The sequence below is a fragment of the Pseudoalteromonas nanhaiensis genome (assembly GCF_051235485.1).
GTDB lineage: Bacteria > Pseudomonadota > Gammaproteobacteria > Enterobacterales > Alteromonadaceae > Pseudoalteromonas > Pseudoalteromonas lipolytica_C.
Map to the genome: position 1 here is coordinate 25,914 of NZ_JBPNYQ010000017.1, position 23,305 is coordinate 49,218.

Consider the following 23,305-nt stretch of genomic DNA (forward strand, 5'->3'; position numbering starts at 1 on the left):
GTTAAGCGTCTCTATATACTTCTGCTAAAATTTTATCTGCACCTTGCGCAAGTAGCTTTTCAGCAAGTGTAATACCTAGCTGCTCAGCGTCACTAACAGGGCCAGAAACTTCATCACGTAGCATTTGACTTCCATCAATTGCGCCAACTAAACCACGTAAATGCACTTGTTCACCATCAACCAACGCAAAAGCACCAATAGGTACTTGGCAGCCGCCTTCTAAACGGCGGTTCATGGCACGCTCGGCATTAACACGAATACGTGTTTCTGTATGCTCAAGTGGTGCTAGCAGTGCTTTTGTTACTTCATCATCTACACGACATTCAATGCCGACGGCACCTTGACCATTGGCAGGCAATGAAACCTCTGGTTCAATGAATGCCGTAATACGCTCTGGCATTTCTAAACGAATTAAACCTGCTGCAGCAAGAATAATTGCATCATATTGACCATCATCAAGCTTAGCTAAACGAGTGTTAACGTTACCGCGTAAATCACGAATATCTAAATCAGGACGCGCTTCACGAATTTGACATTGGCGACGTAAGCTCGATGTACCAACAATAGCACCTTGCGGTAACTCGTCTAAGCTTTTGTAGTTATTTGATACGAATGCATCACGAGGGTCTTCACGCTCACAGATAGTATGAAGCGCTAAGCCTTCAGGAAACTCAACCGGCACATCTTTCATCGAGTGCACAGCAATATCTGCTCGACCATCTAGCATGGCTTGTTCTAATTCTTTTACAAATAAGCCTTTACCACCAATTTTAGCCAGCGGTGTATCTAAGATAATATCCCCTTGCGTCGACATAGGAACAAGTTCAACCGTCACATCGTCATGAAAGTGCTCTAGCTGTGCTTTTACAAATTCGGCCTGCCATAGAGCAAGCGCACTTTTACGTGTAGCGATACGAACGCGTTTTGTTGTCTGAGTCATGAAAATTCCAATTGTTTATCTGGCCGAAATTAATCAGCTAAAAGTCTAAATTCTTTTTGCGCAAGCAAAGTACCTTGCGCGTCCACCACTTCTACCCGCCATTCGCCGAGTTGCTCTGGCATGATGTTTTTGGTTGAGTAGGTTCGAAAACGCGGGCTAGTTATTGCTAATTCAATAGATGCAAGCTGAGTGCCTTGGTAATACCATTGATGACGAACAGTTTGTCCCTGCATATTTTTAAGCTCACTAAAAAAGCTTAAGCTTTGCGTTATTTCCGACAATTTTACATCGTTTTTTAGAACGTTGACTGGTTCTCGATCAACAACATCGGTTGTTAATACCGCTCTACTAACTTTATCTGTGTCTATTTTAGCGCCAATCGCTAAGCTAGCAATATGAGCAGACTGAGAAAATTGCTGTTGAACATCAGAATTTTTAGCGATGACGATAGGTTCGTCGCGGTTTTCTTCTTCAAGGACCGGCGAAGCTTCATCAATAGCCTCTGCTTGCGCTGTCGTTTCTGTTTCTAAGTCAGAGGTTATTGGCTGCTCATCAGCAGGCGCTTCTACATCCTGCTTTTGCTCAACGACTTGAATAGCAGGTTCTTGCAGTTGAGGTGAAGCTGGTTCAAGTTCGCTTGGCGATACAGTGTCAGCTGCTGTAGGTTGTTGCATAACAGTACCCGTTGGTTCAGCACTTTGCTCATCGGTTTCAGCCTGTTCGGCATTAACAGCACCAACAAAACTATAGATAACAGCTGCTAGTGCGACAAAAATCACACTGCTAACCATAAATATGCGTCGCCAGTGCCACTGATAAGTGACCGTTTCTAGGCGGCGGCTTTCTGATTTTTCAGCATTCATGTTAGCTGTTATTACAATTTTTTTTGTCATGTTTGGCCCCTTCACAACCAAAAATTAACTCAGGCGAGCAATTAACCACTCACGGATAGCCATAAGTTCTTCACCACAAACTTGATGCGCCATCGGATAGTCTTGCCAGCTTACTTCCATGTTATTAGCGCTAAGTACAGTAAATGCTTGCCTGCCAGCACTATGCGGTACCACATCGTCAAATCGACCATGTGCCATAAATATATTTAACCCTTGTTGCTTGGTTTCATCGGCTAATTTAGCTGGTACACACATGTAAGTTGATAGTGCCATTACACCCGCTAATTTATAATCGAGTCGCGGCGCTAAGTGTAGCGATACCACCCCTCCTTGCGAAAAACCTGCAAGAATAATTTTGTTTGCAGCAATCCCTTTTGCAATTTCTTGGTCAATAAGCTCAGCCACTTTTGCAGCCGAGTCACGCACACCTTGTTCATCAGCACGTTTATCTAAATCCATCGATTTAATATCGTACCAAGAGCGCATTGCCATACCACCATTAATGGTGACCGGTTGCACAGGTGCATGCGGAAATACGAAACGCACCCCAAGCTCAGCTGGAAGTGCTAGCTGTGGTGCAACTGGCGCAAAACCATCACCAGAATCACCTAACCCATGTAACCAAATAACAGTTGCTTTGTGGTCACTCTGTGCTGGGTATTCGACAAACTCTAAACTCATAGTTCTGAGCGCCACTCAATAGGTTGGCCCGCTTGACGTGTTGCTGCATCACACATAAATTGCCAAAACTCAGCACCCGAGCGGTTATCAATCCACTTATCATCGCGTAGTTCAAAATGGTGACCATTAAATTTCGTCGCAACCCACACTTGATGAAGTGGTGCTTGCTTGTTGATCACTATTTTACTGCGATCTGGGAAGATGATTTCTAAAATACCTGACGCTGATTCATAATCTAAGTCGGCATCACATTCATCGATTTGCTCTTCAATAGTTAGCATTAATGCATCGGCTAGTGTGTGGTATTCATGATCAGTCATTTTAATGTCCTTTAACTGGCTTTAAGCCTAGATCTGGGGGCAGATTGTGTACAACAAGTGTAACAGGAATAAATTCATCCGCGAATAGCTGCATTTTTTAAATATTCTGTTACTCTGCGATTATAAAGCCAGCAATCGTATTAATCTAATGAAAGAGACTCATAGCCAAAAATTAAAAACAATCTTACCACTTAGCGCCATACTTCTAACCCTAGCAGGATGTGGACAAAGTGGTGCTCTTTATCTACCAGATGATACTGCACAGCCTAAAGAATCTCAGCCACAGGCTGATCCATCCGAACAACCAGAGCAAAAACAGGACCAATAGATGGACTTTTTTAACTACAATAATAATCAGCTGTTCGCTGAAGACATCGCTGTCAAAGAGCTGGCAGAACAATACGGTACACCGTGTTATATCTATTCGCGTAAAACATTTGAGCGCCATTACCGTGCCTTTGCTGATGCAGCAAAGTCACATAAAAGCTTGGTATGTTATGCCGTAAAAGCCAACTCAAATATTGCCGTGCTCAATATTTTAGCCCGTCTTGGCTCTGGCTTTGACATCGTGTCGAAAGGTGAGCTTGCACGCGTTATCGAAGCAGGTGGAGATGCCAGTAAAGTGGTATTTTCTGGCGTTGCAAAAACCGCTGATGAAATAACGTATGCACTTAAATTGGGGATCAAGTGTTTTAACGTTGAATCTGTCGCAGAGCTTGAGCGTATTTCAGAGGTGGCGACGTCACTAAACCTTGTGGCACCTATTTCGATTCGTGTTAACCCTGATATTGATGCTAAAACGCATCCTTATATCTCAACAGGTCTAAAAGAGAATAAATTTGGTATTGATATTCAAACTGCAGTGACAGTTTACCAACATGCGGCATCATTACCGGGTTTAAAAATTACCGGTGTCGATTGCCACATTGGTTCACAGCTAACAGAAATTAAACCTTTTTTAGCTGCACTTGAAAAAGTACTAACTCTTATCGAAGAATTAAAAGCCGTTGGCATAACACTTTCACACCTTGATATTGGTGGCGGATTGGGTGTGCCTTATAACGGCGAAACGCCACCTCACCCAAGTGAATATGTAGACAAAATCACCGCACGCTTAGCTGATTATCAAGACTTGGAACTAATTTTTGAGCCTGGCCGTGCAATTGCTGCCAACGCCGGCATATTAGTCACCAAAGTTGAGTTTATAAAGCAAAACCAAGACAAGTATTTTGCTATTGTTGATGCGGGTATGAACGATATGCTTCGCCCATCTCTTTATCAGGCTTGGCAAAATATTGTGCCGGTTGAACCTCGTGAAGATGATACGCCAACTCACAACTACGACATTGTAGGCCCAGTTTGTGAAACCGGAGACTTCTTAGGTAAAGATCGTCAACTAGCACTTCAAGCAGGCGACTTATTGGCACAGCGCAGTGCAGGCGCATATGGTTTTACCATGAGCTCAAACTATAACTCGCGCCCTCGTGTTGCGGAAATTATGGTGGATGGCCAACAAAGTCATTTAATTCGTCAACGTGAAACCTTAGAAAGCCTATGGCAAGGCGAGAAAATTTTACCATAAACGTTTTTATAACCGGGCAGCTCTGTGGCATGATTAGCTCAGAGCAATCCTGAATTAGAGCGTTATGTTAGTTAATTTCTCAAAAATGCACGGCCTAGGTAATGACTTTGTCGTTATTGATAACATCACTCAAAATGTTTTCTTATCTCGTGACCAAATAAAGAAACTGGCAGATCGCCATTTCGGCATAGGCTTTGACCAACTACTCATGGTTGAAGCCCCTTATTCTCCCGATTTAGATTTTCATTACCGAATTTTCAATGCTGACGGTAACGAAGTAGAACAATGTGGCAACGGTGCTCGTTGTTTTGCCCGTTTTGTGCGCATGAAAGGTCTCACTAACAAGCATAAAATTTCGGTTTCAACTAAATCAGGTAACTTGACTTTATACATTGAAAAAGATGGCCAAGTTACGGTCAACATGGGCCACCCAAACTTTGAACCAAACAAAATACCATTAAAAGCCAGTAAACGTGAGTTGACCTATATCATCCGCACAGAAGAGCACACGGTTTTCAGTGGTGCAGTTTCTATGGGTAATCCACACTGCGTATTAGAAGTCGATGATATTCATACTGCCGAAGTGAACACTTTAGGGCCACTGCTTGAAAATCACGAGCGTTTTCCACAACGAGCCAATGTTGGTTTTATGCAGGTAATTTCTCAAGATCATATTAAACTTAGAGTCTGGGAGCGAGGTGTAAGCGAAACCTTAGCATGTGGAACAGGTGCCTGTGCAGCTGTCGTTATTGGTCAAGTACAAAATAAGCTTGCCAACACAGTGCAAGTAGATTTACCCGGTGGAAGCTTGCAAGTTCGCTGGCAAGGTGAAGGACATCCAGTAAGAATGACTGGCCCTGCTGAACATGTTTTTGATGGACAAGTGGCATTATGAGCAAACTAACAGAACAACAAATTGCACAATACCTAACTGAAAACCCTGATTTTTTCATTAAACAGCCAGAGTTACTCGCTGACATTGAACTGCATCAACAAGCTGCTGGAGCAACCTCACTGGTTCATATTCAACAGCGCCAGCTCCGTGAGCATAATACATTTTTGAAAAATAAGATTGATCAACTTCTTGAGCAAGCAAAAGAAAACGAATTAATCTACCGCCTGTTCAGCGAATGTCATCGCCAACTATGGACTAATTACGACTTTAAAACGCTCGCCATCAATCTGCGTAACATTATTTGTACCAACCCACTAATTAATGAGTGTCACTTAGTGAAATATGAAAAGAAGTTTGATGATTTAATAACTCATCGACTACAAAACGATGGCATTTATTTAGGTCGTATCAACCAACAAGAATGCGATTTACTATTTTCTGGTTCAATACAATCAACTGCCCTTTACCTGATCGGAAACACCGCGCATCCTGTTGCCATATTGGCGTTTGGTAGTCATGATGTAAACCACTTTGAGCCCGCTAAAGATAGCTTTTTCGTACTTGAGTTTGTTCGCTCATTGCAACTGCGGTTATTGGAACTTGCATGAGCGATGTGACGACGCCAAATATTGATGAATTAAGTGATGCTTGGCGCACACCTATCCAACTTTTTGCAGATTATTTACGCTACGAAAAGCAATACTCAGCACACACAGTCAACCAATACACAAGTCAATTAGGCTTTGCAGCATTATACTTTAGTAAACTCTGTGAAAACTGGTTTGCTGTTCAAGGTGAGCATATTCGCCGTTACAGTATGCAACTACGAGGCAAACAACTGAGTGGCCGCACAATTAGCTTAAAGCTTAGTTGCATTCGTAGCCTCTACAAGTTTCTTAAAACTAAAAAGATTGAAAATCACGTTCACTACCATAACCCAGCTGAGGCTATAAAAGGGCCAAAGTTTTCCAAGCCATTGCCTAAAAATTTAGACGTTGATCAAATGGCAAAGCTATTAGAACTAGAAGGTGAAGAACCACTAACAATACGTGACAAAGCAATGATGGAATTAATGTATTCATCAGGCTTAAGGATTAGCGAGTTAGTTGGCGCTAACATACAAGATATAAATACCACTGAAGGTGAAATTTTAGTGCGCGGTAAAGGCAATAAAGAGCGTTTATTGCCTGTAGGTAGCAAAGCATTAAGCGCTTTAAAGTCTTGGTTAAAAATTCGTCCACAATTTGCACACCCAGATGAAACGGCTATTTTTTTGAGCAGCCAAAAAAAACGCATTTCAGTTCGTCAAGTTCGCCTACGTATGCAAGAGTGGGGAATAAAACAAGGGATCAGCTCGCAAGTTCATCCTCATAAACTTCGCCACTCATTTGCTTCGCATATTTTAGAATCGTCTGGTGATCTACGTGCCGTTCAGGAACTATTAGGGCACAGCAGTTTATCGGCAACACAAGTGTATACACACCTTGATTTTCAGCATCTAGCCAAAGTTTATGATAACACTCATCCACGCGCTAAAAAGCGCTCAACTCCAGAGTAATACTTAGTAATTATGATCCGTTTTAACCGTGCTTTATCACCTGTTACTGTTTTAAGTTTTGATTTAGATGACACACTTTATAACAACCATCCGATTATAAAATCAGCTTTACAAGCGCAAGCTGATTATTTAGCAAAGCTGCCAGAATGGCCAACCAATGACACGCAGTATTGGCTTTATTGTCGCGACAAAGCCTTAGCGCTAGATCCAAGCCTCATTGACGATGTGACTCGCTGGCGACGTGCGGCACTACTCTATGCCATGCACGATCTGGGGTTTAAAAATGATTTAGCACAACAACATGCTAACAACGCCTATCAAGCATTTGCAGATGCCCGCAGCCAAATTACCGTGTCAAAAGAAGTGTTAGAGCTATTAAAAGCTCTCAGCAAACAATTTCGCTTAATAGCAATAACCAATGGCAATGTCGAAGTCGACAAGTTTAACCTCAAAGGGGTATTCGAACTTGTCTTACAGGCAGGCCCTCATGGTAAAGCAAAGCCCCATCCCGGCTTATTCGACATTGCAGCTGAAACGCTAAATGTAGCTCACAAAGAGATTTTGCATATTGGCGATAGTCTCGACACAGATGTTCAAGGTGCAAATAACGCTGGCTGTCAAAGTGTTTGGTTGAATAATCAGGCAGCAAATTACAAATACAAGGGATTAGCTGACATCGAAATTAACGATATCTTTTTATTGAATCATTTAGTTAAAAAGTAACCAATTTTTGTAATTTGTTTTATGCTTAATAAAGTATGGAAGTTACATGGCAGTGTTAAATTTAAATATGCCTACACTTCTCGTATGGAAAATTAATTAGTTAAGTAAGGCGAAGGCACAAGTGAATTATCTACTAAAGTTACTACTCGTGTGCTCTCTTAGCCTTAATGGCTATTTCCTATGGCAATATGATAATTATAAACGATCAGCTGAGAAGCTAACTGAAAAAAACACTGTTATAAAGCCCAGTAAAGTAACGAGGTTGCCAGAGAAGTTTCAACATGCTGTCGCCTTATTTCGCAATAATCTATTTGATGAAGCAGTTCTTGAGTACACGCAACTTTTAGAAAATAACCCAAGCTTTGCACTGCAATTAAAGCGTGCTTGGCAACAGCAACTTGAGTCTTGGCTATCCCACCATGATGACGAGCTTAGTGAGCAATTTTTAACTGCCTTTTTGAATAGTCACCCTTATGATGCATCAATGTTAGAACTCGATGCAAAACGAATGATCAATCAGGGCCATGTTCAACAGGGAATTATTAGTTTAATGGCTTTACATAATCAGCTTGGAAAAAGTAAGCAAGCGCGATTCGCGAAGAGAATTTCGGAGCTAACAAAGTTAAAAGCAGAGTCATTGATTGAAGAACAAAACTGGCAAGAACTTCTTAATCACAGCCAACAATGGCTAGATTATATGCCGCAAAACACCTTTTATTTATTAGTTCAAGCGCAGGCTTATTTTCACCTAGGTGACTTAGTCGCAAGCCAAATTGCGCTTGAGCAACTTCCTGAAAACCATGAGCATAAGCAAGAAGCTGACGAATTATATCGTTTGATACAGCAAGCATTAGCAGGGGTTGAGGTTGTGCCTCTCATCCCACATGGCTCACATTATTTAGTTAATAGCATAATCAATGACGACACCGACGCTAAGCTAATGATAGACACTGGCGCAAGCTTTACGGTATTAACGCAATCACTGCTAGAACAACTAAAAGAACCCGCCCATTATCTTGGTACTATGCAAGTAAATACCGCAAATGGACTCGTTGAAGCGCAGCATTATCAAGTACACTCTTTTCAAATCGGTCAACAGCGGCTCTATAACTTCGATGTTCTAGTACTTAAAAGTCATGGCAGTTATGGTTTGCTAGGTATGAACTTCTTAGAGAATTTTAAGTTTAATATCAATCAACAAGTGAATGAGTTAGAGTTGATAAAAGATAACTATTAAGGACAGGTAATGACACTTAACGATTTCTTATCGAAATTAGCTAACACGCCACAGCAGATAGAGTTTAACGATACAATGGCTGTGATAGAGAGTAACTACCATTTCACTCCTAGTGGCTTTAACAATCATGGATTGATCAGTGCAGCAAATGAAAATAATGGCTCATGTAAAATTTTCGCCTTTGCAAAACTTAACCAACTAAGCAAACAAAATACCCTAGATTGTTTTGGCGCGTTTTATCGTGATGATGTGCTGAAGAATCCTGAAGGGCAAGACCACATGAACATTCGCACCTTTATGCTTGCTCCTGAAGCAACTCCTTTTTTAGGAGTTACTTTTACCGAGCAAGAAGTACTGAAAGCTAAGTAAGCAAAGATTTTTCCATAAAATAACGGCAACCATCGAGTGGGTAATTACTCATTTCATATTTAACTTGGTAGCCGTTTTTTTCGTAAAAGGGTTTGGCTTGGAAATCGAGTGTATCGAGTTGTGCAGTGTTTGCGCCAAGCGCTTTAGCTTTGCTCTCTAATTCCGTTAGTAAGCGGGTTGCAAGCCCTTTACCACGCGTCTTATCATCACACCAAAGCCAATTAATTAGCAGCCAGTTACCAAATACTTGGCCATGAATACCCGCCACAACGGTGTTATGCTTATTAACAAACTTAAAACCAACGGGGATACGTTTAGCATTAAAATGTGCCGCATTGTAGGCAACAACATGTTCTCTTAGCTGGTTATTTAAGTCAGCTGAGTCATCACTTTTTAATTGATACATAGTATATATACCCAAGCCACCTCAAGATGCAGAATTCAGCGTTTCACAGGTGCTTAATATCAAGGCGTTACTTTGCAAGAATGGCAGTCCCTTTTAAGAAGTAACAACGATGAGAGTAAGTGCCTGTGAAGCGCCCAAAGGGTTGGTTTAAATGCAATTTATACTGCGTTATTGATTTTAACAATAGAACCACTATTACTTGCAATCAATGCCTTGCCTAAATCGCATTTAATTCCAACTGAAACTCGCATCTTGAGGTGGTTTGGGTATATAAAATGTTATGACTCAGTATACGCTTATATCGTTAATCAGTATAAGTGGTTCTTACCATAGGGTACTTCTAGCATATTGCTGGCCAATTTTTCTGGCTGACCGCACATTTCGTCATAAGCACTGGTGTGGCGTAAAACCATATCACCGTAACTTAAATGATCTAGGCGCTTTTGAATATGCAACGGACTGAGATCTCGTATAAATTCACCTTTCTCATCAGTAACATAATACTCAACGTTATTAATTACCACAGACACTTGATACAGCGCCATTTCCAACGAATGAAGGATAACTTTTTGCAGTGGCTGATGATCTGCAAGCTCTGATAACTTGATAGGCATGTGCGTTCCTCTTTGGTGGTGGAACTATTCATACGTGATTTTGGTATACTGTGATCAAATTAATTGTACAAAAAGCATCCATGACTGAAAAAGTACGACTTGCTAAATTTATTGCCCATGCAGGAGTTTGTTCTCGAAAGCAAGCATCACGCTTGATAGATCAAGGTAAGGTAACAGTAAATGGCCGTGCTGCAAATCACATAGATCATGTTGATGAGCACGATGATGTAATTGTACTTGGCGAAAAAATTTCAGCTAAAGCGCCACTCACCTACTTTGCATATCACAAGCCTGTTGGTATAGATTGCAAATTAAATGCTGACGACCCAACAAGCCTTATTCATAGCCTGCCTAAAACCACTCGCGTTTACCCAATTGGCCGGCTCGACAAGGACTCTCGTGGGTTGTTAATTTTGACCAATGACGGTGAGTTTTGTAATCAACTGATCCACCCTGATTACCACCATCCCAAGCGCTATTTAGTCACCGTAGATAAACCTCTTGATAGTGATTTTTGTAAAAAAATGGCAAACGGTGTGCCTGTAGATAAACAAATAACCCTTCCTTGTGAGGTGACTCAAGTCACCGAAACACAGTTTTGCATCGTCTTAAAACAAGGTTTAAACCGGCAAATACGTAAAATGGCACGTTTTTGTGGCTACAAAGTCATCGACCTGTACCGCACAGATATCGCCAAACTGTCACTCACCACGCTGAATTTGCCCGAAGGGCAGATAGTCAGTATCAAAAAAAGTGACATTCTCTAACAAAAAAGTTTGCATTAATTGATTACGCGTGTAATCTTAAATTAAAGATTACATCTGTAGGCATAAAAATGATTGAACTTTCTAAAGCTGAATTCGAAGTATTAGATGCGGTATGGCTTGGCTACCCTGCCACGGCTAGTGAAGTAATTGCGCGTTTAAGTGACGATAAAGAATGGCACGAAAAAACCATTAAAACGCTACTAAGCCGTTTAGTTAAAAAAGGCGCACTAAGCTTCGAGAAACAAGGTCGCCAATATAACTACACCCCTTGCATTGCTCGTGAAGAATACACATTAAAAGAAAGCCAAAGCTTTATTGAACGCTTTTTTAATGGCCGAATTGCGCCGCTGGTGAGTGGCTTTGCTAAATCAGAGCAACTCTCGCAACATGATATTGATGAGCTGAAAAAGGTTATCGATGATTGGGAAAAACAGCAAAAATAAGGCGTTGTTATGTTAGATGCATTTTTTAATTGGTTGTTAGATCAACAACTTTTGATCTCATCTGCAATTTTGTTTTTATTGCTGCTAGAGCGAAAATTATTGAGCCAGTTATCAGCGCGCTTGGTTTATACGCTGTGGGCACTACTACCTATTAGCTTACTGTTAGCGAACCTGCCAAATCACTTAAAGCCGATACAAAACGACTTTATCAGTAAGCTGACCATTACGCCAAACACAGCAATAATGCCGCAATTTACGCTAACGTGGTTCGCTATTTATGGCTTTTTTACGGTTACTATGCTGATCACTGCCGTGTACTATCATTATCGTTTTTTAGCGAAACTGCAACTAGAGCCAATTACGGTTGTTCATCACAACAGCCAAAGTATGCGCTTATACCAAAGCAAGCAGGTGAGCTCACCTATGGTTGTAGGCGTTATAAATACCAAGCTAGTGCTGCCTACAAACTATCAAAGCCACTACGATAACCATGCTTTAGCGCTTATTTTAGAGCATGAATCTGTGCACATTAAACGTAAAGACAATCTGATTAATGCCATTGCTTTGAGTGCCACTATTGTGCAGTGGTTTAACCCAATCGCTTGGCTTGGCTATGCAAGCCTGCGCCGTATTCAAGAGCTTTCATGTGATGAGCAGGTACTCAAAAATAAATCGACAGAGCAACGAATTTTATACAGTAAGGCATTAGTGCACTGTGCAAGCTTTAGCAGAACAGGCTTAATGGCTTATTCACAATACGGAGATAAAAACACCATGTTACAACGTCTAAATCAAATAAAGCAGATCGACAACAGCTCATTTATCGCAAAAACAGCGTTAGTTATTTTTACAGCGGGCATGCTTAGCAGCTTTGCCATTGCAAAACAGCCAATGTCAGTTGAAAAGACAAAAGACTATCAAGCGGTTATGCGCGTAGAACCGATATACCCAATTCAAGCGGCAGAGCAAGGCATTAGCGGTTCAGTCGTTTTGAAATACGATATTTTACCAAGCGGCGCCACCAGCAATATTAGTGTGGTAAGTGCAGAGCCTGAAGATGTTTTCAATCGAGAAGCGAAAAGAGCATTAAAACAATGGCAATATGCGCCATCTGAATCTGGCTTTAAAAACGCCCTAGTGCAACTCGATTTTGCCTTAGACGAAAACTATCAAGCTAAGGATTTAATTGAGAAAGTTAAAGTTAGTTCTAAATAAGCTGTAGCAACTTAAGACCCTAAAGCAAGCGCCTTATTTAAGCCGCTTGCTTTGTGGTTTTTAACTATTTACCTTATGACTAGAGGCAAAGAGCGATCATCGCCACAGCGCAAACATAACCAATAAACCAGACTAATGAGCGCAATATATCTTGGTTTATGTAGTAGAAAATACAGTACAGAACGCGAGCAATAACATGCACAATCGCAAGGGTTTCAGTCACCTGATAGATATTATTACTACCAATTACCACCGCCAGCGCTACTGCAAAAATAATCAGCGATTCAAAGCTATTTTGATGTGCTGCTAATGCACGAGCACCAAAGCCGGTTAGTTTTGCTTGTTGTTCGCGAGGGTGCTTATTGTCGTAGCCTGCTAGCTTATTTTGTGCAAAAGCCACGGGGGCTTTAGCTAAATAAGGTATGAGTACTGCGATGAGTGCGCAGATAATCAGTGTTGTCATGATATTTCCTTATTTTTAACTGTAATAGCTTACCCTACAGCAAACAAAAAAAAGCCGCTACTTCTAAAAGCAACGGCTAGCAATAGCATCATTGTCACTATAGCCTAATGATTACTTAAAAGCCCTGCGACATATTGTCACAGCTGAGTTTTTCTCAAGTTGGTCGATAAGCTAATGCCCTAATACTTTGGTTTTGATACTCTAATTACCTCCCCCCATTAATATATTTTCAATATGACTTGGATTTTCTTAACTATTTTTGCAGCGTTTATGCAGTCATGGCGCAATGCTCTGCAAAGTAAACTCAGTGCAACAGTGAGTGTTGCAGGGGTAACGCTTGCCCGCTTTATTGTTGCTAGCCCGATTGCTGCCCTTTATTTATTTGCACTTTATCAATACCAAGACGCTGCACTTCCTGACTTTAATCTGGCTTTTATTGGCTACATTGTTGGCGCCAGTATCGTCCAAATCCTTGCCACAGGCTTGATGGTAAAACTATTTAAAATGAATAACTTTGCAGTCGGTGCTGGGCTTGCCAAAAGTGAAGCGCTGATGGCTGCTATTTTAGGTGTTATGTTTTTTGGCTCCGCACTATCATTACTAGGCTGGATTGGGGTATTTATTGGTGCAATTGCGGTATTGCTATTAAGTGGCATCGCGAATGTTAAACACTTTAATTTGGGCACTGCACTGCTTGGGCTTGCTTGCGGTACTTCATTTGCTCTTTCATCGTCGTGGATCCGCGAAGCAAGTTTAAATTCAGGACTAACTTTCCCGCACTCTGCAGCTTGGGTGTTAGTGCTGACAATCAGCTTACAAACGCTTATGCTGTGCGTTTATATTGCACTCAAAGAGCGCGATACATTTAAGAAAATTTGGCATCACAAAGGCACCACGACCGCTGTTAGTGTGTGTAGCTGTTTAGGTTCCATCGGTTGGTTTAGCGCCATGAGCTTGCAGCATGTTGCTTATGTAAAAACACTGGGGCAAATTGAAGTATTTTTTACCATTATGGTATCGATTCTTTGGCTAAAACAGCCGTTGAAACGCCAAGACACAGCGGGGCTTGTGTTAATTGCACTGGCAGCGATTCTGGTAATGCTACCCAATTAGGCTTATTCCTAGTCATTAAAAAAGCGGTAATGCCGCTTTTTTAATGACTAATTTTTAGGGTTATTACACCACTAATTATCAAAAGTACTCCGGCAATGCGGCCAAATGTGGCAGCATCACCATAAAATAAAATACCAACCAAGAAGGTGCCTGCGGCTCCTATGCCTGTCCATACCGCATAGGATGTCCCCATCGGAATATCCTTTTGCGCTAACCACAACATAACCCCACTGGCGACCATAAAGGCGACAGCTATTGCAATACCTAACCAGCGACTATCTGGCTGTTGAGACATTTTAAGGCCGACTGGCCAACCAATCTCTAACAGTCCTGCGACAATTAAATACAGCCACGCCATTATTGCTCTCGCTTTTTCAAGATCACGTCATACAGATCTTCACGGCGGTCCTTTAAGTTTCTTACCGTACCTTCACTGTGAAGGATTTTCAGTTTATCCATATCTAAATCACTGAATAACAACATTTCAGTATTCGGTGTTGCTTCATTCAAGGTCGCATCATGCGGGAATGAGAAATCTGATGGCGTAAGCACTGCCGATTGCGAGTATTGTACGTCTAAACTCTCTACTTCAGGTAAGTTACCAACAGAGCCTGCAATCACAACATAACATTCATTTTCGATTGCGCGTGCTTGGGCACAATGACGAACACGTAAGTAACTGTTTTTGGTATCTGTCCAAAATGGTACAAACAAAATATCCAGCCCTTGTTTAGCGAGAATACGTGACAACTCAGGGAACTCAACATCGTAACAAATTTGAATACCGACACGACCCGCATCCGTTTCAAATACGGCAATTTTGTCACCGCCTTGGATCACCCAGTCATTTTGCTCATGGGGCGTAATATGAATTTTGCGCTGCTCATCAATTTTACCGCTACGGTGGCACAAATAGCTGACATTATAAATCTTGTCGTCTTCAGCAAGCGGCATAGAACCGGTGATAATATTGGCATTGTATTCAACCGCCATACGCGACATAGCATCACGGAATGTTTCTGTGTATTCGGCCAGATAGCGAATTGCTTCGGTTTGATTGCTTTGCTCAGTGAGTCCCATTAACGGGGCATTGAAAAACTCCGGAAACAGAATAAAGTCACTCTTATAATCTGATACCGTATCAACAAAATATTCCACTTGCTTAAGCAGCTCTTCAACAGACTCAACACAGCGCATTTGCCACTGTACAGCACCGACGCGCACAATTGATTTGGTCGACTCAAGTACCGTATCAGTTGGCTCAAACATAATGTTATTCCACTCTAGTAAAGTGGCATAACCAACAGATTCCTGATCTTCAGGAAGATACTTTTTAAGTAGACGTTTTACTTGGAAATCATTAGATAGCTGAAAGCTTAAAATCGGATCGTACAGCTCTTTGTGGTCCACTTTTTCGATGTACTCCATCGGAGTCATCTCTGCACTATGATTGTAATAACGCGGAATTCGCCCACCTGCTAAAATAGCCCGTAAGTTATACTGGCGGCACAACTCTTTTCGCGCATCGTATAAACGACGACCAAGTCGCATACCTCGGTGAGTCGATGAAATAACCACATCTAAACCATATAAGGCATCACCTTCAGGGTCACTAAATACACGGTCGTGACCATCAACAATGTCTTCATAAGTATGAGGGTTAGAAAAGCGTCCGTAATCAACCTGTACGCTAAGCGCAATTCCTACCAAAACACCGTCATCAACAATGCCTATTTGCCCTTCCGGAAACTGGTCTATTAACCTAAAAATAGTGTGACTTGGCCAAGCACCACCGAGCCCCGGATACGCTTGATCCATGAGAGTTTTGATTTGTGGATACTGCTCTTTAGTTAAATTACAGATCGCTAAATGCGTTTTTTCCGCCGGCATACTTACTCCTTTTAGGCACGAGAGGATAATCAATAAAACAAGATATTCTCATGTTTCTAGATTGGTTTTATTTAGAGTGGCATCAATTATGAGCTCTGCCAAGCCTTAAACTTAGCAAACTGCAGGTGAACAAGGCTTTAATTAGCATTATACAAAAATTTTATTGTGCTGATATTAAAAGCACCTGACAACACTGCCGCATTGTTCAAATAATCATCTATACTTTAATTTCTCCCTGTAAGTGTGTATGAGGTTGGTTTGATAAAACATTTACTAAGACAAACCAAACAGTCTGGATTAGAAGAAATAGAGCATGTAAAGTTTCTTATTATTACTAAAATTGCCTATTTCGCATTAGCTGTACATGCTTTACTAATCCCCGCTTTCGCGCACATTGGCGCGAACATGCTCGCTATAGTTAACATTTTAAGTGTATTTGCTTGGGGCAGTGGTATTTTCCTTATAAAGCAAGGCTTAACCTCTCTTGCTTTGAGGGTGTTTTGCCTCGAAGTGCTTATTCATGCAGTTATTGTCTGCGCAACTCTTGGCTTAGGTGCTGGGTTTCAGTTCTATTTATGGACTGTGTCGTGTATTTTGATGATTGATTACCAGCTTACTTTTAAATGGGCTGCAACATACAGCTTGTTAATGATTGCTACCTTTGCTTCGTTGTATTTATTTTTCTCAGACGTAACCTATGGTTTCGCTTATCCTGAACTCCTTCCATATATCAATGTGATAAACATCATCATTGCCGGATTACCTATGGTGTATGGGATGGGGCTTATTCGTGAAATTACGCTTTCACAACGCGTTGAGCTCACCGAGATGGCCGCTCGAGATCCATTAACAAAATTATACAACCGACGGTTTGCGAAAAAGCTCATCTCAATGGCACATAAAAAGAGTATCGAGCAAGATGCCAATCTATGTATGGTTATGGCTGACATTGACAGGTTCAAAAGTATTAATGATACCTTTGGTCATGATAAAGGTGACACCATCTTAATAAATGTATCAAAACTAATTAGTGACTTTATCAGTGAAGATGACATTGCTGTTCGTTGGGGAGGTGAAGAGTTTTTATTGATACTTACAAATACTAATGAGCAGCAAGCTTTTGCTAAAATAGAAGCGCTTCGTCAACAGATAGCCGAGCTTGATGCCCATCCCGATTTCCCTGATTTAACAATCACTATGAGCTTTGGTTTAATCGAGTGGCAGCCTCTTGCACCGATAGAAAAAATGCTACAACACGCTGATACGGCCTTGTATCAAAGTAAACACTTGGGTCGAAATCAAACCACTGTCGCGAAAGGTTCCAACCCTACTTTCGATGATATTGATGCGGTTAGTTAACCGCATCAATACGAATACTATGAATAATCTCTTGTGGTAATAGAGGAGTTAAACCGTTACTCACATAGTCGTCAAATCCAGCTCGATAAAACTCCGACAACGGATGCCCTGATTGACCACCAGGAATCGCCATAATCGCTTTATCTAAATGGCCTGGTTGTACTATAAAACGCTGTGAAGCGCCAAAGCTACGACCTTGGACTGCTGGCATGAAGGTATCGCCAAAACCAGGAGCTGTAGGCATATTTAATAAGCTTTTAAGTGCCGGTATTTGCTTGGCAAACGGGTGCTCAATCACTAATTCGTTGACCTTACCCCATTGCCAACTGTGTGAATTATTACCGTACTGCTCTGTAAGTTTAGTAATAACGCGGTCAAAGGCTCCTACCATTTGCTGTTGCCAGTTTGCATAATCAGGGTTTAACCATGTTTGAGGCTGAGCTTCGATAAGTTGCCAAACGGCAGGCTCTAAATCTCGCTTAACTGGCTTTAAACTACTGTCGAGATCTTTTAGCTTATTTTCTAATGGGCTAAATAAGCTATTAATCACTTCACTGCGGTAACGTTTTACTAAGGTGTAACCAATCGAGTCACTACAAGCACACGCCTGCCAGTTATTTAGCTCTTTTAAATACAGCGCATATTTATCGCCTGCAGTACTAAGCTGTTTAACCAGTAATTGATGCCATGGTGCTAAAAAGCGCGCCTCGTTATCATGCTGTAATGAATAAAAATCTTGCTCGGTAAATTGCTGCTTTTCAAATAAACGATCGCGAATTTGTGCTGATCTTGCCCCCATCGCGTATGCACCATTACCAAATCGCTCATCATCTTTAGCCGAAACAACCCGAGAATTACCAGTCCATAAACGACCGCTCTCAGGATTTTTTACAAAGGGACGATCCGTTTCATTCTCATGCCAAGCTGCAGAGTAAGCTTGTTCAGACACAGCCAGTTGATGAGGCACTTTACGTGCAGGCACTGCTCCCATATTTTTCCATGCAGCATTGCCTTTATCATCGACCACCATTAAGTTTTGCACCGGAATACCAACGTCTGCAGCAATAGCTAGCGCATCATCAACCGTTTTTGCACTTTCAAGCTTTAATAAGTCCATATCAACGGCATAATCATGATGAGCAACCCAACTTAAAGCATAGGGTTTGCCATTAATTTCTTTAACGGGACCATACTCACTCATGGTCAAAGCATAATTTTCAACCTTGCCATCATTAAGTAAAATGGGTTCATCTATTTGCCACGTTTTCTCTTTACTCTCAAGTGCTACCCAATCGGCGGTATCTAAATAACCATTGGTAAAACCCCACGCGATTTTATTATTTGTACCAACCACAATTGCCGGTGCCCCCGGCAATGATACACCGGTAATTTGCTGCATCTGACCATCAACAGGATAATTGAGTTGAGCGCGATACCAAATGATTGGCACCGCAAAAGAAAGGTGCATATCATCAGATAACATTGCAGCGCCCGTTTTAGTTAACTGCCCTGTAACGGCCCAATTATTACTCCCTAATTCTTCTCGGTCGAGAATATCGTTGATTACCCATGATGACTTGTTTAAAGCAGGGATCCCTGCACCGTATGCAGGTAACTGACTGTTATCAAGTGCAGCCTGATAAGGGCTTGGCTGGGTAATAAAGTCAACCATGTCTTTACCGTAAAGCTGCTCAATTTCTATCAGCGTTTTATCTCGTTCAAATGTTGCTGTTTGTAAGTCTAAGTACATACTAAAAATAACCAACAAACTGTCTTCGCTTTGCCAAGGTTGAGCACTCGAGCCTGTTAATATGTATTCAAAGCTATCAAAACCCAATTGCGCATAACCTTCGTTCACGCCATTAGCATAGGCTTTAAGTAGCGTCTTATCTGCAGCAGGTAGTTGCTCAACTAAAAACTGGCTACGCTGACGTAATTGATGAAAACGCATTTTTTTATCAAGCTCTAACGCAGCTTTACCAAACAGCTCACTTAATTCACCCGCCGCATTACGGCGCAATAAATCCATTTGAAAGAATCGGTCTTGGCCATGCGCAAAACCAAGCGCATAAGCAGCATCTAAGCGATTTTGAGCGCTAATAACAGCTTGCCCCAAAGCATCACGCTCAATCTTCACTGAGTGGGTAATTGCATTACTTTGTCCTCGACCATCAAGTGCTGGCAAACTTAGATTCAACACCCCATAGATGAGGCCTGTTGCCAATAGTCCGATGATGAGCGAAGCGACTAGTAACCATTTGATTATCTTAAACATGCTTGCTTCCCTTAGCTAAAGTAACACTATATTAACCTAAGTTTTGTGAAAAAATAGTGTCTTCATACAAAATAATGATCACTGAACTGAGAAAACGACCCACAGACAAATAACTTACATATCAAAGTCCCCATTGTTAATTACAAGGTAAATTGTCTATAGTAATTAAATAGTAAAAAAATCAATGCTTCTAATGCCATTAACGATCGACACTGATAATAAGAAATTACATAAATTAAAGTTAGCTTTTTGGCTATCTCTCGTGCTTGTTATCGTTATAGGTATCGTGATTGATCGGATAAATTATCACCGTGAAAAAGATGCTTTCCGTGCGCAAGAGCTAGCAAAAGTAAGTGCTTATCGGGCTGAATTAGAAGCGATCCTCGTCTCAAATATTCAACTTGTTCGCGGTCTCGCCGTAGCTATAACGGCGGAGCCAAATTTAGATCAAGCTCGTTACAGCCAAATAGCCTCTCCACTATTTGAAACCTCATCTGAACTAAGAAATATTGGTGCGGCTCCCAATATGGTTATTCGAATGACCTACCCCCTAGAAGGTAACGAAAAATCAATTGGGCTTAATTTTTTAGAAAATGCAGCACAACGCGCAGATGCGCTCAGAGCACGAGATGAAAACCAGATTGTTATGGCTGGCCCATTAGAGCTAGTACAAGGTGGACAGGCACTCATCGCACGTATGCCTGTATTTATTCCTCCAGAACAACAGTTTTGGGGATTATTATCTGTGGTACTTGATATCAATAAAATATATGTAAACTCTGGTTTAGTTTCGCTCAGTGAAAATTATGATGTTGCCCTGCAAGGGCGAAATGGTCTGGGCTCACAAGGAGATTTCTTTTACGGAAAAAGTGCAATTTTAAAAAATGATCCTCTCGATTTTATAATTCACTTCCCGGGTGGTAAGTGGCAAATGTACGCATCACCCAAAGCAGGTTGGCACCCCCCTGCTTCTGCCATTTGGCCACTACGGTTAGCCATTATTTTATTTTGTGTTTTATTTGCAGGTTGCTCATGGTTTTTTCTGAAAATGCTTGAGCGGCAATATAAGAGTGAGCGAATGCTAGAGACTATGAGTAGTCTTGCCAAAGTAGGGGCATGGTCGTTCAACCTAGAAACAAAATCTGTGTATTGGTCTGATATGACCAAACAAATTTTTAAATTTCCGCTGAGCAAGCAGCCCGAGTGGCCTCAAAATTATAGTTATTTTAAAGCCGGTGAAAGCCGCGATAAAATCCGCCAATTGAATGAGCGCGCTATAAAAAACGGCGAAAGCTTTGAAACTCAGGTACAAGTCGTCACAGCTGATGGGGATGAAATATGGGTGTTAGTTCACGCCGAAACCGAACATCGTAATGGCCGCTGCATAAAAGTATTCGGCTCACTGCAAAATATTGATGCCCGTAAACGAGTTGAAATTGAAAACAGGAAAGTAGCTTTACACAACGAGATTTTAGCGTCGCTCACAGTTAATGATGCTGTACTAACGGGTAATTTGAATTTATCAAAGCATGTCATTGTACAAGCGATTTGTCATGCTTTTGACGTTGACCGTGCCAGCATTTGGTTATTTAGTGACGACAGAGAGTCTCTCGATACCTTTGCTGTTCATGACGAGAATACACCACAAATACGAGAAGCAACCACACTAAAACAAATTGATTACCCTGATTACTTTGACGCCATTAATAACAATGCCGTTGTAAATGCTAGTGATGCCCCACACCATCCGTTTTTAAAAGAATTACGAACAACTTATTTTGAACGATTTAAAATATGCTCAATGCTCACGGTGATCATTCCCACCGGTAGTAAAACCATGGGGGTTGTGTGCGCAGAAAAATGCAAATCTCGCAGGCAATGGAGCAAAAACGAAGAAAGTTTTTTAATTGCCGTTGCAGCGCTAATTGGTAGTTTACACGCCAGCCAACGCCGTATAGAAACCGAGCAGCAACTAGTGCAAGCTAAAGAAGCAGCTGAACAAGCAGTAAAAGCAAAAAGTGAGTTCTTAGCAAGTATGAGCCATGAAATACGCACTCCAATGAATGGGGTGATTGGCATGCTCAATATCATTAAGCAATCTAAATTAGATAGCCAACAGAGTCATCATCTAGAGCTAGCACAATCTTCAGCCGAGTCGCTATTGCATATCATTAACGACATCTTAGATTTCTCAAAAATTGAAGCCGGTAAACTAGATATCGAAAATGTTAGCTTTAATATTTCAAAACTGTTCGGCAACACCATCGAATCATTTGCAATTAAAGCCGAACAAAACAACACCAAACTTATCCTTGATACGACTGATATTTATCACGAATTTATTGTCAGCGATCCAAACAGGATCAGACAAATTATCAACAACCTTGTTAGTAATGCGGTTAAATTCACTAAAAATGGCAAAATAATTATTATTGCTAAGCTTGAGAAATTAGATGACGAGCACTTTTTAAACTGTTCCATCATTGATACCGGAGTCGGTATTAAGCCTGAAAAGCAAGCTACATTATTTGACTCATTTACCCAAGCAGATACCTCAACAACTCGCCAATATGGCGGTACAGGGCTTGGCTTAGCGATTGTTAAACAACTATGTAACCTAATGAAGGGCGATGTGAGTGTGGTCAGCTCATATGGAGAAGGCAGTACTTTTAATTTCTCTGTAAAAGTGAAAATAGATCATAAAAAGAAAGCCCTAGAACCCAGCCATATTATTGATAAAAAACATATATTCATTGCAGATAATTGTAAGTTGAGTAGCAATATAGCGAAAAAACAGCTGCAACTATGGGGGGCCAGCGTTGAAGTATTTACCGATATGACACGTTTATTGAGTCGCGCGGCTATGACGGAACATGTCGAATGTGACGCGATTTTCGTTGATTTCTTGTTTTATACCAACGCAACTAAAGAGCAACAACAAGTTTTTGTTAAACACTTTAATGCTGAACAGTGTAAACGTATTTTAATGGCACCAATGAGTTTGACCGAAGTGCAAAGCAAACAGGCCTTAAAAGCTGAGAGTATCATTTTTAAACCTTTGACCCAGTCAGATTTATTTAACTCACTTGCTAACGAAAAATACATTGAGCAACAACAAGTAAACAACGACACACTGATTACAAAAGTTGCCACTCAAGATGAAAATTCTGCTTCACAAGTGCTGCTAGTTGAAGATAATAAGGTTAATCAAATTGTTGCTGGATCGCTTTTAAAGCAGGTAGGTATCAGCTTCGACATAGCTGAAAATGGCCTTGAAGCAATTGCTAAGCTATCTCGTCGCGAGCAAATGCCTTACCAACTCGTGCTTATGGATTGCCAAATGCCAGAAATGGATGGCTACCAAGCAACTCGGGCAATTCGTGCAGGTGAAGCTGGTAAGGCACATCAAGATGTAACTATCATTGCGCTCACCGCTAATGCAATGCAAGGTGACAAAGAACGCTGTTTAAATGCGGGCATGAATGATTATGTTACCAAACCTTTGAAGTTTGATACGCTCAGTAAAAAACTAACCGTGTGGTTAAGCACTGAAGAATAGAGA

General features: G+C 41.2%; 24 protein-coding genes. 14 read left to right on the forward strand and 10 right to left on the reverse strand.

Annotated elements, in window-relative coordinates; all coding sequences use genetic code 11:
* Position 1: 1 nt before the first annotated feature.
* From hemC to cyaY, 4 genes are read right to left on the reverse strand one after another with little or no spacing between them, the layout of a single operon-like run.
* Positions 2-940 carry a hydroxymethylbilane synthase gene (gene hemC, locus ACSFVZ_RS14385; protein ID WP_135923168.1) on the reverse strand — a complete coding sequence of 313 codons (939 nt, stop codon included), beginning with the start codon at positions 938-940 and terminating at the stop codon, positions 2-4.
* Between the two features lie 29 nt (positions 941-969).
* Complete coding sequence (locus ACSFVZ_RS14390) at positions 970-1,833, reverse strand: DUF2914 domain-containing protein (protein ID WP_435559127.1); 864 nt, start codon at positions 1,831-1,833, stop codon at positions 970-972.
* A 24-nt stretch (positions 1,834-1,857) separates the two neighbouring features.
* The gene (locus ACSFVZ_RS14395) at positions 1,858-2,514 is read right to left on the reverse strand and encodes an alpha/beta hydrolase (protein ID WP_138557872.1); all 657 of its coding nucleotides are present in this window, start codon (positions 2,512-2,514) and stop codon (positions 1,858-1,860) included.
* Positions 2,511-2,834: an iron donor protein CyaY gene (cyaY, locus tag ACSFVZ_RS14400; protein ID WP_036974421.1), complete on the reverse strand. Its 324-nt coding sequence runs from the start codon at positions 2,832-2,834 to the stop codon at positions 2,511-2,513. Before cyaY ends, ACSFVZ_RS14395 begins: the two co-directional genes overlap by 4 nt.
* A gap of 148 nt (positions 2,835-2,982) precedes the next feature.
* Between cyaY and lptM the strand changes: the two genes are divergently transcribed.
* From lptM to ACSFVZ_RS14440, 8 genes are all read left to right on the forward strand, one after another.
* Positions 2,983-3,162, forward strand: coding sequence for an LPS translocon maturation chaperone LptM (gene lptM, locus ACSFVZ_RS14405; RefSeq protein WP_435559128.1), 180 nt, complete (start codon positions 2,983-2,985; stop codon positions 3,160-3,162).
* Positions 3,163-4,416 carry a diaminopimelate decarboxylase gene (gene lysA, locus ACSFVZ_RS14410; protein WP_138557873.1) on the forward strand — a complete coding sequence of 418 codons (1,254 nt, stop codon included), beginning with the start codon at positions 3,163-3,165 and terminating at the stop codon, positions 4,414-4,416.
* 64 nt (positions 4,417-4,480) lie between these two features.
* Positions 4,481-5,311 carry a diaminopimelate epimerase gene (gene dapF / locus ACSFVZ_RS14415; RefSeq protein ID WP_135923164.1) on the forward strand — a complete coding sequence of 277 codons (831 nt, stop codon included), beginning with the start codon at positions 4,481-4,483 and terminating at the stop codon, positions 5,309-5,311.
* On the forward strand, positions 5,308-5,919 hold the full coding sequence (locus ACSFVZ_RS14420; protein WP_135923163.1) for a DUF484 family protein: 612 nt from the start codon (positions 5,308-5,310) through the stop codon (positions 5,917-5,919). The genes dapF and ACSFVZ_RS14420 overlap by 4 nt, the downstream gene beginning before the upstream one ends.
* A complete protein-coding gene (locus ACSFVZ_RS14425; RefSeq protein ID WP_435559129.1) occupies positions 5,916-6,869 on the forward strand; it encodes a tyrosine recombinase XerC in 954 nt (317 codons plus the stop codon). Before ACSFVZ_RS14420 ends, ACSFVZ_RS14425 begins: the two co-directional genes overlap by 4 nt.
* A 12-nt stretch (positions 6,870-6,881) precedes the next feature.
* The gene (locus ACSFVZ_RS14430; RefSeq protein WP_421967910.1) at positions 6,882-7,592 is read left to right on the forward strand and encodes an HAD-IA family hydrolase; all 711 of its coding nucleotides are present in this window, start codon (positions 6,882-6,884) and stop codon (positions 7,590-7,592) included.
* 262 nt (positions 7,593-7,854) lie between these two features.
* A complete protein-coding gene (locus ACSFVZ_RS14435) occupies positions 7,855-8,829 on the forward strand; it encodes a retroviral-like aspartic protease family protein (RefSeq protein WP_281547178.1) in 975 nt (324 codons plus the stop codon).
* Positions 8,830-8,838: 9 nt separating this feature from the next.
* Positions 8,839-9,198, forward strand: coding sequence for a HopJ type III effector protein (locus ACSFVZ_RS14440; RefSeq protein ID WP_138557876.1), 360 nt, complete (start codon positions 8,839-8,841; stop codon positions 9,196-9,198).
* Here the strand turns inward: ACSFVZ_RS14440 and ACSFVZ_RS14445 are convergent.
* Positions 9,191-9,604 carry a GNAT family N-acetyltransferase gene (locus tag ACSFVZ_RS14445; protein WP_435559130.1) on the reverse strand — a complete coding sequence of 138 codons (414 nt, stop codon included), beginning with the start codon at positions 9,602-9,604 and terminating at the stop codon, positions 9,191-9,193. The genes ACSFVZ_RS14440 and ACSFVZ_RS14445 overlap by 8 nt on opposite strands.
* 308 nt (positions 9,605-9,912) lie before the next feature.
* Entirely contained in the window at positions 9,913-10,218 is a 306-nt protein-coding gene (locus tag ACSFVZ_RS14450; protein WP_063528566.1) for a DUF6482 family protein, read from the reverse strand.
* Positions 10,219-10,298: 80 nt separating this feature from the next.
* Here ACSFVZ_RS14450 and ACSFVZ_RS14455 point away from each other — a divergent pair, with 80 nt between their 5' ends.
* The 3 genes from ACSFVZ_RS14455 to ACSFVZ_RS14465 all read left to right on the forward strand — a co-directional run bounded on the left by ACSFVZ_RS14455 (position 10,299) and on the right by ACSFVZ_RS14465 (position 12,643).
* Positions 10,299-10,985, forward strand: coding sequence for a pseudouridine synthase (locus ACSFVZ_RS14455; protein WP_435559145.1), 687 nt, complete (start codon positions 10,299-10,301; stop codon positions 10,983-10,985).
* Between the two features lie 68 nt (positions 10,986-11,053).
* Positions 11,054-11,428 (forward strand): BlaI/MecI/CopY family transcriptional regulator, encoded by a 375-nt coding sequence (locus ACSFVZ_RS14460; protein ID WP_054554650.1) that lies wholly within the window; start codon positions 11,054-11,056, stop codon positions 11,426-11,428.
* Positions 11,429-11,437: 9 nt separating this feature from the next.
* Entirely contained in the window at positions 11,438-12,643 is a 1,206-nt protein-coding gene (locus ACSFVZ_RS14465) for a M56 family metallopeptidase (RefSeq protein ID WP_435559131.1), read from the forward strand.
* A gap of 79 nt (positions 12,644-12,722) precedes the next feature.
* Here ACSFVZ_RS14465 and ACSFVZ_RS14470 read toward each other — a convergent pair whose 3' ends face one another.
* Positions 12,723-13,106: an MAPEG family protein gene (locus ACSFVZ_RS14470; protein ID WP_135923156.1), complete on the reverse strand. Its 384-nt coding sequence runs from the start codon at positions 13,104-13,106 to the stop codon at positions 12,723-12,725.
* A gap of 234 nt (positions 13,107-13,340) precedes the next feature.
* Here ACSFVZ_RS14470 and ACSFVZ_RS14475 point away from each other — a divergent pair, with 234 nt between their 5' ends.
* Positions 13,341-14,219: a DMT family transporter gene (locus ACSFVZ_RS14475; RefSeq protein ID WP_171040425.1), complete on the forward strand. Its 879-nt coding sequence runs from the start codon at positions 13,341-13,343 to the stop codon at positions 14,217-14,219.
* A gap of 40 nt (positions 14,220-14,259) precedes the next feature.
* Here ACSFVZ_RS14475 and ACSFVZ_RS14480 read toward each other — a convergent pair whose 3' ends face one another.
* Both ACSFVZ_RS14480 and ACSFVZ_RS14485 read right to left on the reverse strand, forming a co-directional pair.
* Positions 14,260-14,577: a DMT family transporter gene (locus ACSFVZ_RS14480; protein ID WP_135923154.1), complete on the reverse strand. Its 318-nt coding sequence runs from the start codon at positions 14,575-14,577 to the stop codon at positions 14,260-14,262.
* Positions 14,577-16,109, reverse strand: a complete 1,533-nt coding sequence (locus ACSFVZ_RS14485) for a carbon-nitrogen hydrolase family protein (protein WP_135923153.1) — start codon at positions 16,107-16,109, stop codon at positions 14,577-14,579. Before ACSFVZ_RS14485 ends, ACSFVZ_RS14480 begins: the two co-directional genes overlap by 1 nt.
* 258 nt (positions 16,110-16,367) lie before the next feature.
* Here ACSFVZ_RS14485 and ACSFVZ_RS14490 point away from each other — a divergent pair, with 258 nt between their 5' ends.
* Positions 16,368-17,468, forward strand: a complete 1,101-nt coding sequence (locus ACSFVZ_RS14490; protein WP_206769074.1) for a GGDEF domain-containing protein — start codon at positions 16,368-16,370, stop codon at positions 17,466-17,468.
* On the opposite strand, the gene ACSFVZ_RS14495 is transcribed toward ACSFVZ_RS14490, so the two are convergent.
* Positions 17,461-19,743 (reverse strand): penicillin acylase family protein, encoded by a 2,283-nt coding sequence (locus tag ACSFVZ_RS14495; protein WP_435559132.1) that lies wholly within the window; start codon positions 19,741-19,743, stop codon positions 17,461-17,463. The two genes, ACSFVZ_RS14490 and ACSFVZ_RS14495, sit on opposite strands and share 8 nt — an antisense overlap.
* A 193-nt stretch (positions 19,744-19,936) precedes the next feature.
* Here ACSFVZ_RS14495 and ACSFVZ_RS14500 point away from each other — a divergent pair, with 193 nt between their 5' ends.
* Positions 19,937-23,302, forward strand: a complete 3,366-nt coding sequence (locus tag ACSFVZ_RS14500) for an ATP-binding protein (RefSeq protein ID WP_253039786.1) — start codon at positions 19,937-19,939, stop codon at positions 23,300-23,302.
* Positions 23,303-23,305: the final 3 nt, after the last annotated feature.

What these genes read in the sequence shown, in the direction of transcription:
- hemC (WP_135923168.1), bottom strand. Translation starts at nt 940, where the DNA reads ATGACTCAGACAACAAAACGCGTTCGTATCGCTACACGTAAAAGTGCG.
- ACSFVZ_RS14455 (WP_435559145.1), top strand. Translation starts at nt 10,299, where the DNA reads ATGACTGAAAAAGTACGACTTGCTAAATTTATTGCCCATGCAGGAGTT.
- cyaY (WP_036974421.1), bottom strand. Translation starts at nt 2,834, where the DNA reads ATGACTGATCATGAATACCACACACTAGCCGATGCATTAATGCTAACT.
- ACSFVZ_RS14485 (WP_135923153.1), bottom strand. Translation starts at nt 16,109, where the DNA reads ATGCCGGCGGAAAAAACGCATTTAGCGATCTGTAATTTAACTAAAGAG.
- ACSFVZ_RS14460 (WP_054554650.1), top strand. Translation starts at nt 11,054, where the DNA reads ATGATTGAACTTTCTAAAGCTGAATTCGAAGTATTAGATGCGGTATGG.
- ACSFVZ_RS14480 (WP_135923154.1), bottom strand. Translation starts at nt 14,577, where the DNA reads ATGGCGTGGCTGTATTTAATTGTCGCAGGACTGTTAGAGATTGGTTGG.
- ACSFVZ_RS14420 (WP_135923163.1), top strand. Translation starts at nt 5,308, where the DNA reads ATGAGCAAACTAACAGAACAACAAATTGCACAATACCTAACTGAAAAC.
- dapF (WP_135923164.1), top strand. Translation starts at nt 4,481, where the DNA reads ATGTTAGTTAATTTCTCAAAAATGCACGGCCTAGGTAATGACTTTGTC.
- ACSFVZ_RS14470 (WP_135923156.1), bottom strand. Translation starts at nt 13,106, where the DNA reads ATGACAACACTGATTATCTGCGCACTCATCGCAGTACTCATACCTTAT.
- ACSFVZ_RS14390 (WP_435559127.1), bottom strand. Translation starts at nt 1,833, where the DNA reads ATGACAAAAAAAATTGTAATAACAGCTAACATGAATGCTGAAAAATCA.
- lptM (WP_435559128.1), top strand. Translation starts at nt 2,983, where the DNA reads ATGAAAGAGACTCATAGCCAAAAATTAAAAACAATCTTACCACTTAGC.
- ACSFVZ_RS14430 (WP_421967910.1), top strand. Translation starts at nt 6,882, where the DNA reads ATGATCCGTTTTAACCGTGCTTTATCACCTGTTACTGTTTTAAGTTTT.
- ACSFVZ_RS14440 (WP_138557876.1), top strand. Translation starts at nt 8,839, where the DNA reads ATGACACTTAACGATTTCTTATCGAAATTAGCTAACACGCCACAGCAG.
- lysA (WP_138557873.1), top strand. Translation starts at nt 3,163, where the DNA reads ATGGACTTTTTTAACTACAATAATAATCAGCTGTTCGCTGAAGACATC.
- ACSFVZ_RS14475 (WP_171040425.1), top strand. Translation starts at nt 13,341, where the DNA reads ATGACTTGGATTTTCTTAACTATTTTTGCAGCGTTTATGCAGTCATGG.
- ACSFVZ_RS14395 (WP_138557872.1), bottom strand. Translation starts at nt 2,514, where the DNA reads ATGAGTTTAGAGTTTGTCGAATACCCAGCACAGAGTGACCACAAAGCA.
- ACSFVZ_RS14465 (WP_435559131.1), top strand. Translation starts at nt 11,438, where the DNA reads ATGTTAGATGCATTTTTTAATTGGTTGTTAGATCAACAACTTTTGATC.
- ACSFVZ_RS14495 (WP_435559132.1), bottom strand. Translation starts at nt 19,743, where the DNA reads ATGTTTAAGATAATCAAATGGTTACTAGTCGCTTCGCTCATCATCGGA.
- ACSFVZ_RS14450 (WP_063528566.1), bottom strand. Translation starts at nt 10,218, where the DNA reads ATGCCTATCAAGTTATCAGAGCTTGCAGATCATCAGCCACTGCAAAAA.
- ACSFVZ_RS14425 (WP_435559129.1), top strand. Translation starts at nt 5,916, where the DNA reads ATGAGCGATGTGACGACGCCAAATATTGATGAATTAAGTGATGCTTGG.
- ACSFVZ_RS14500 (WP_253039786.1), top strand. Translation starts at nt 19,937, where the DNA reads ATGCCATTAACGATCGACACTGATAATAAGAAATTACATAAATTAAAG.
- ACSFVZ_RS14445 (WP_435559130.1), bottom strand. Translation starts at nt 9,604, where the DNA reads ATGTATCAATTAAAAAGTGATGACTCAGCTGACTTAAATAACCAGCTA.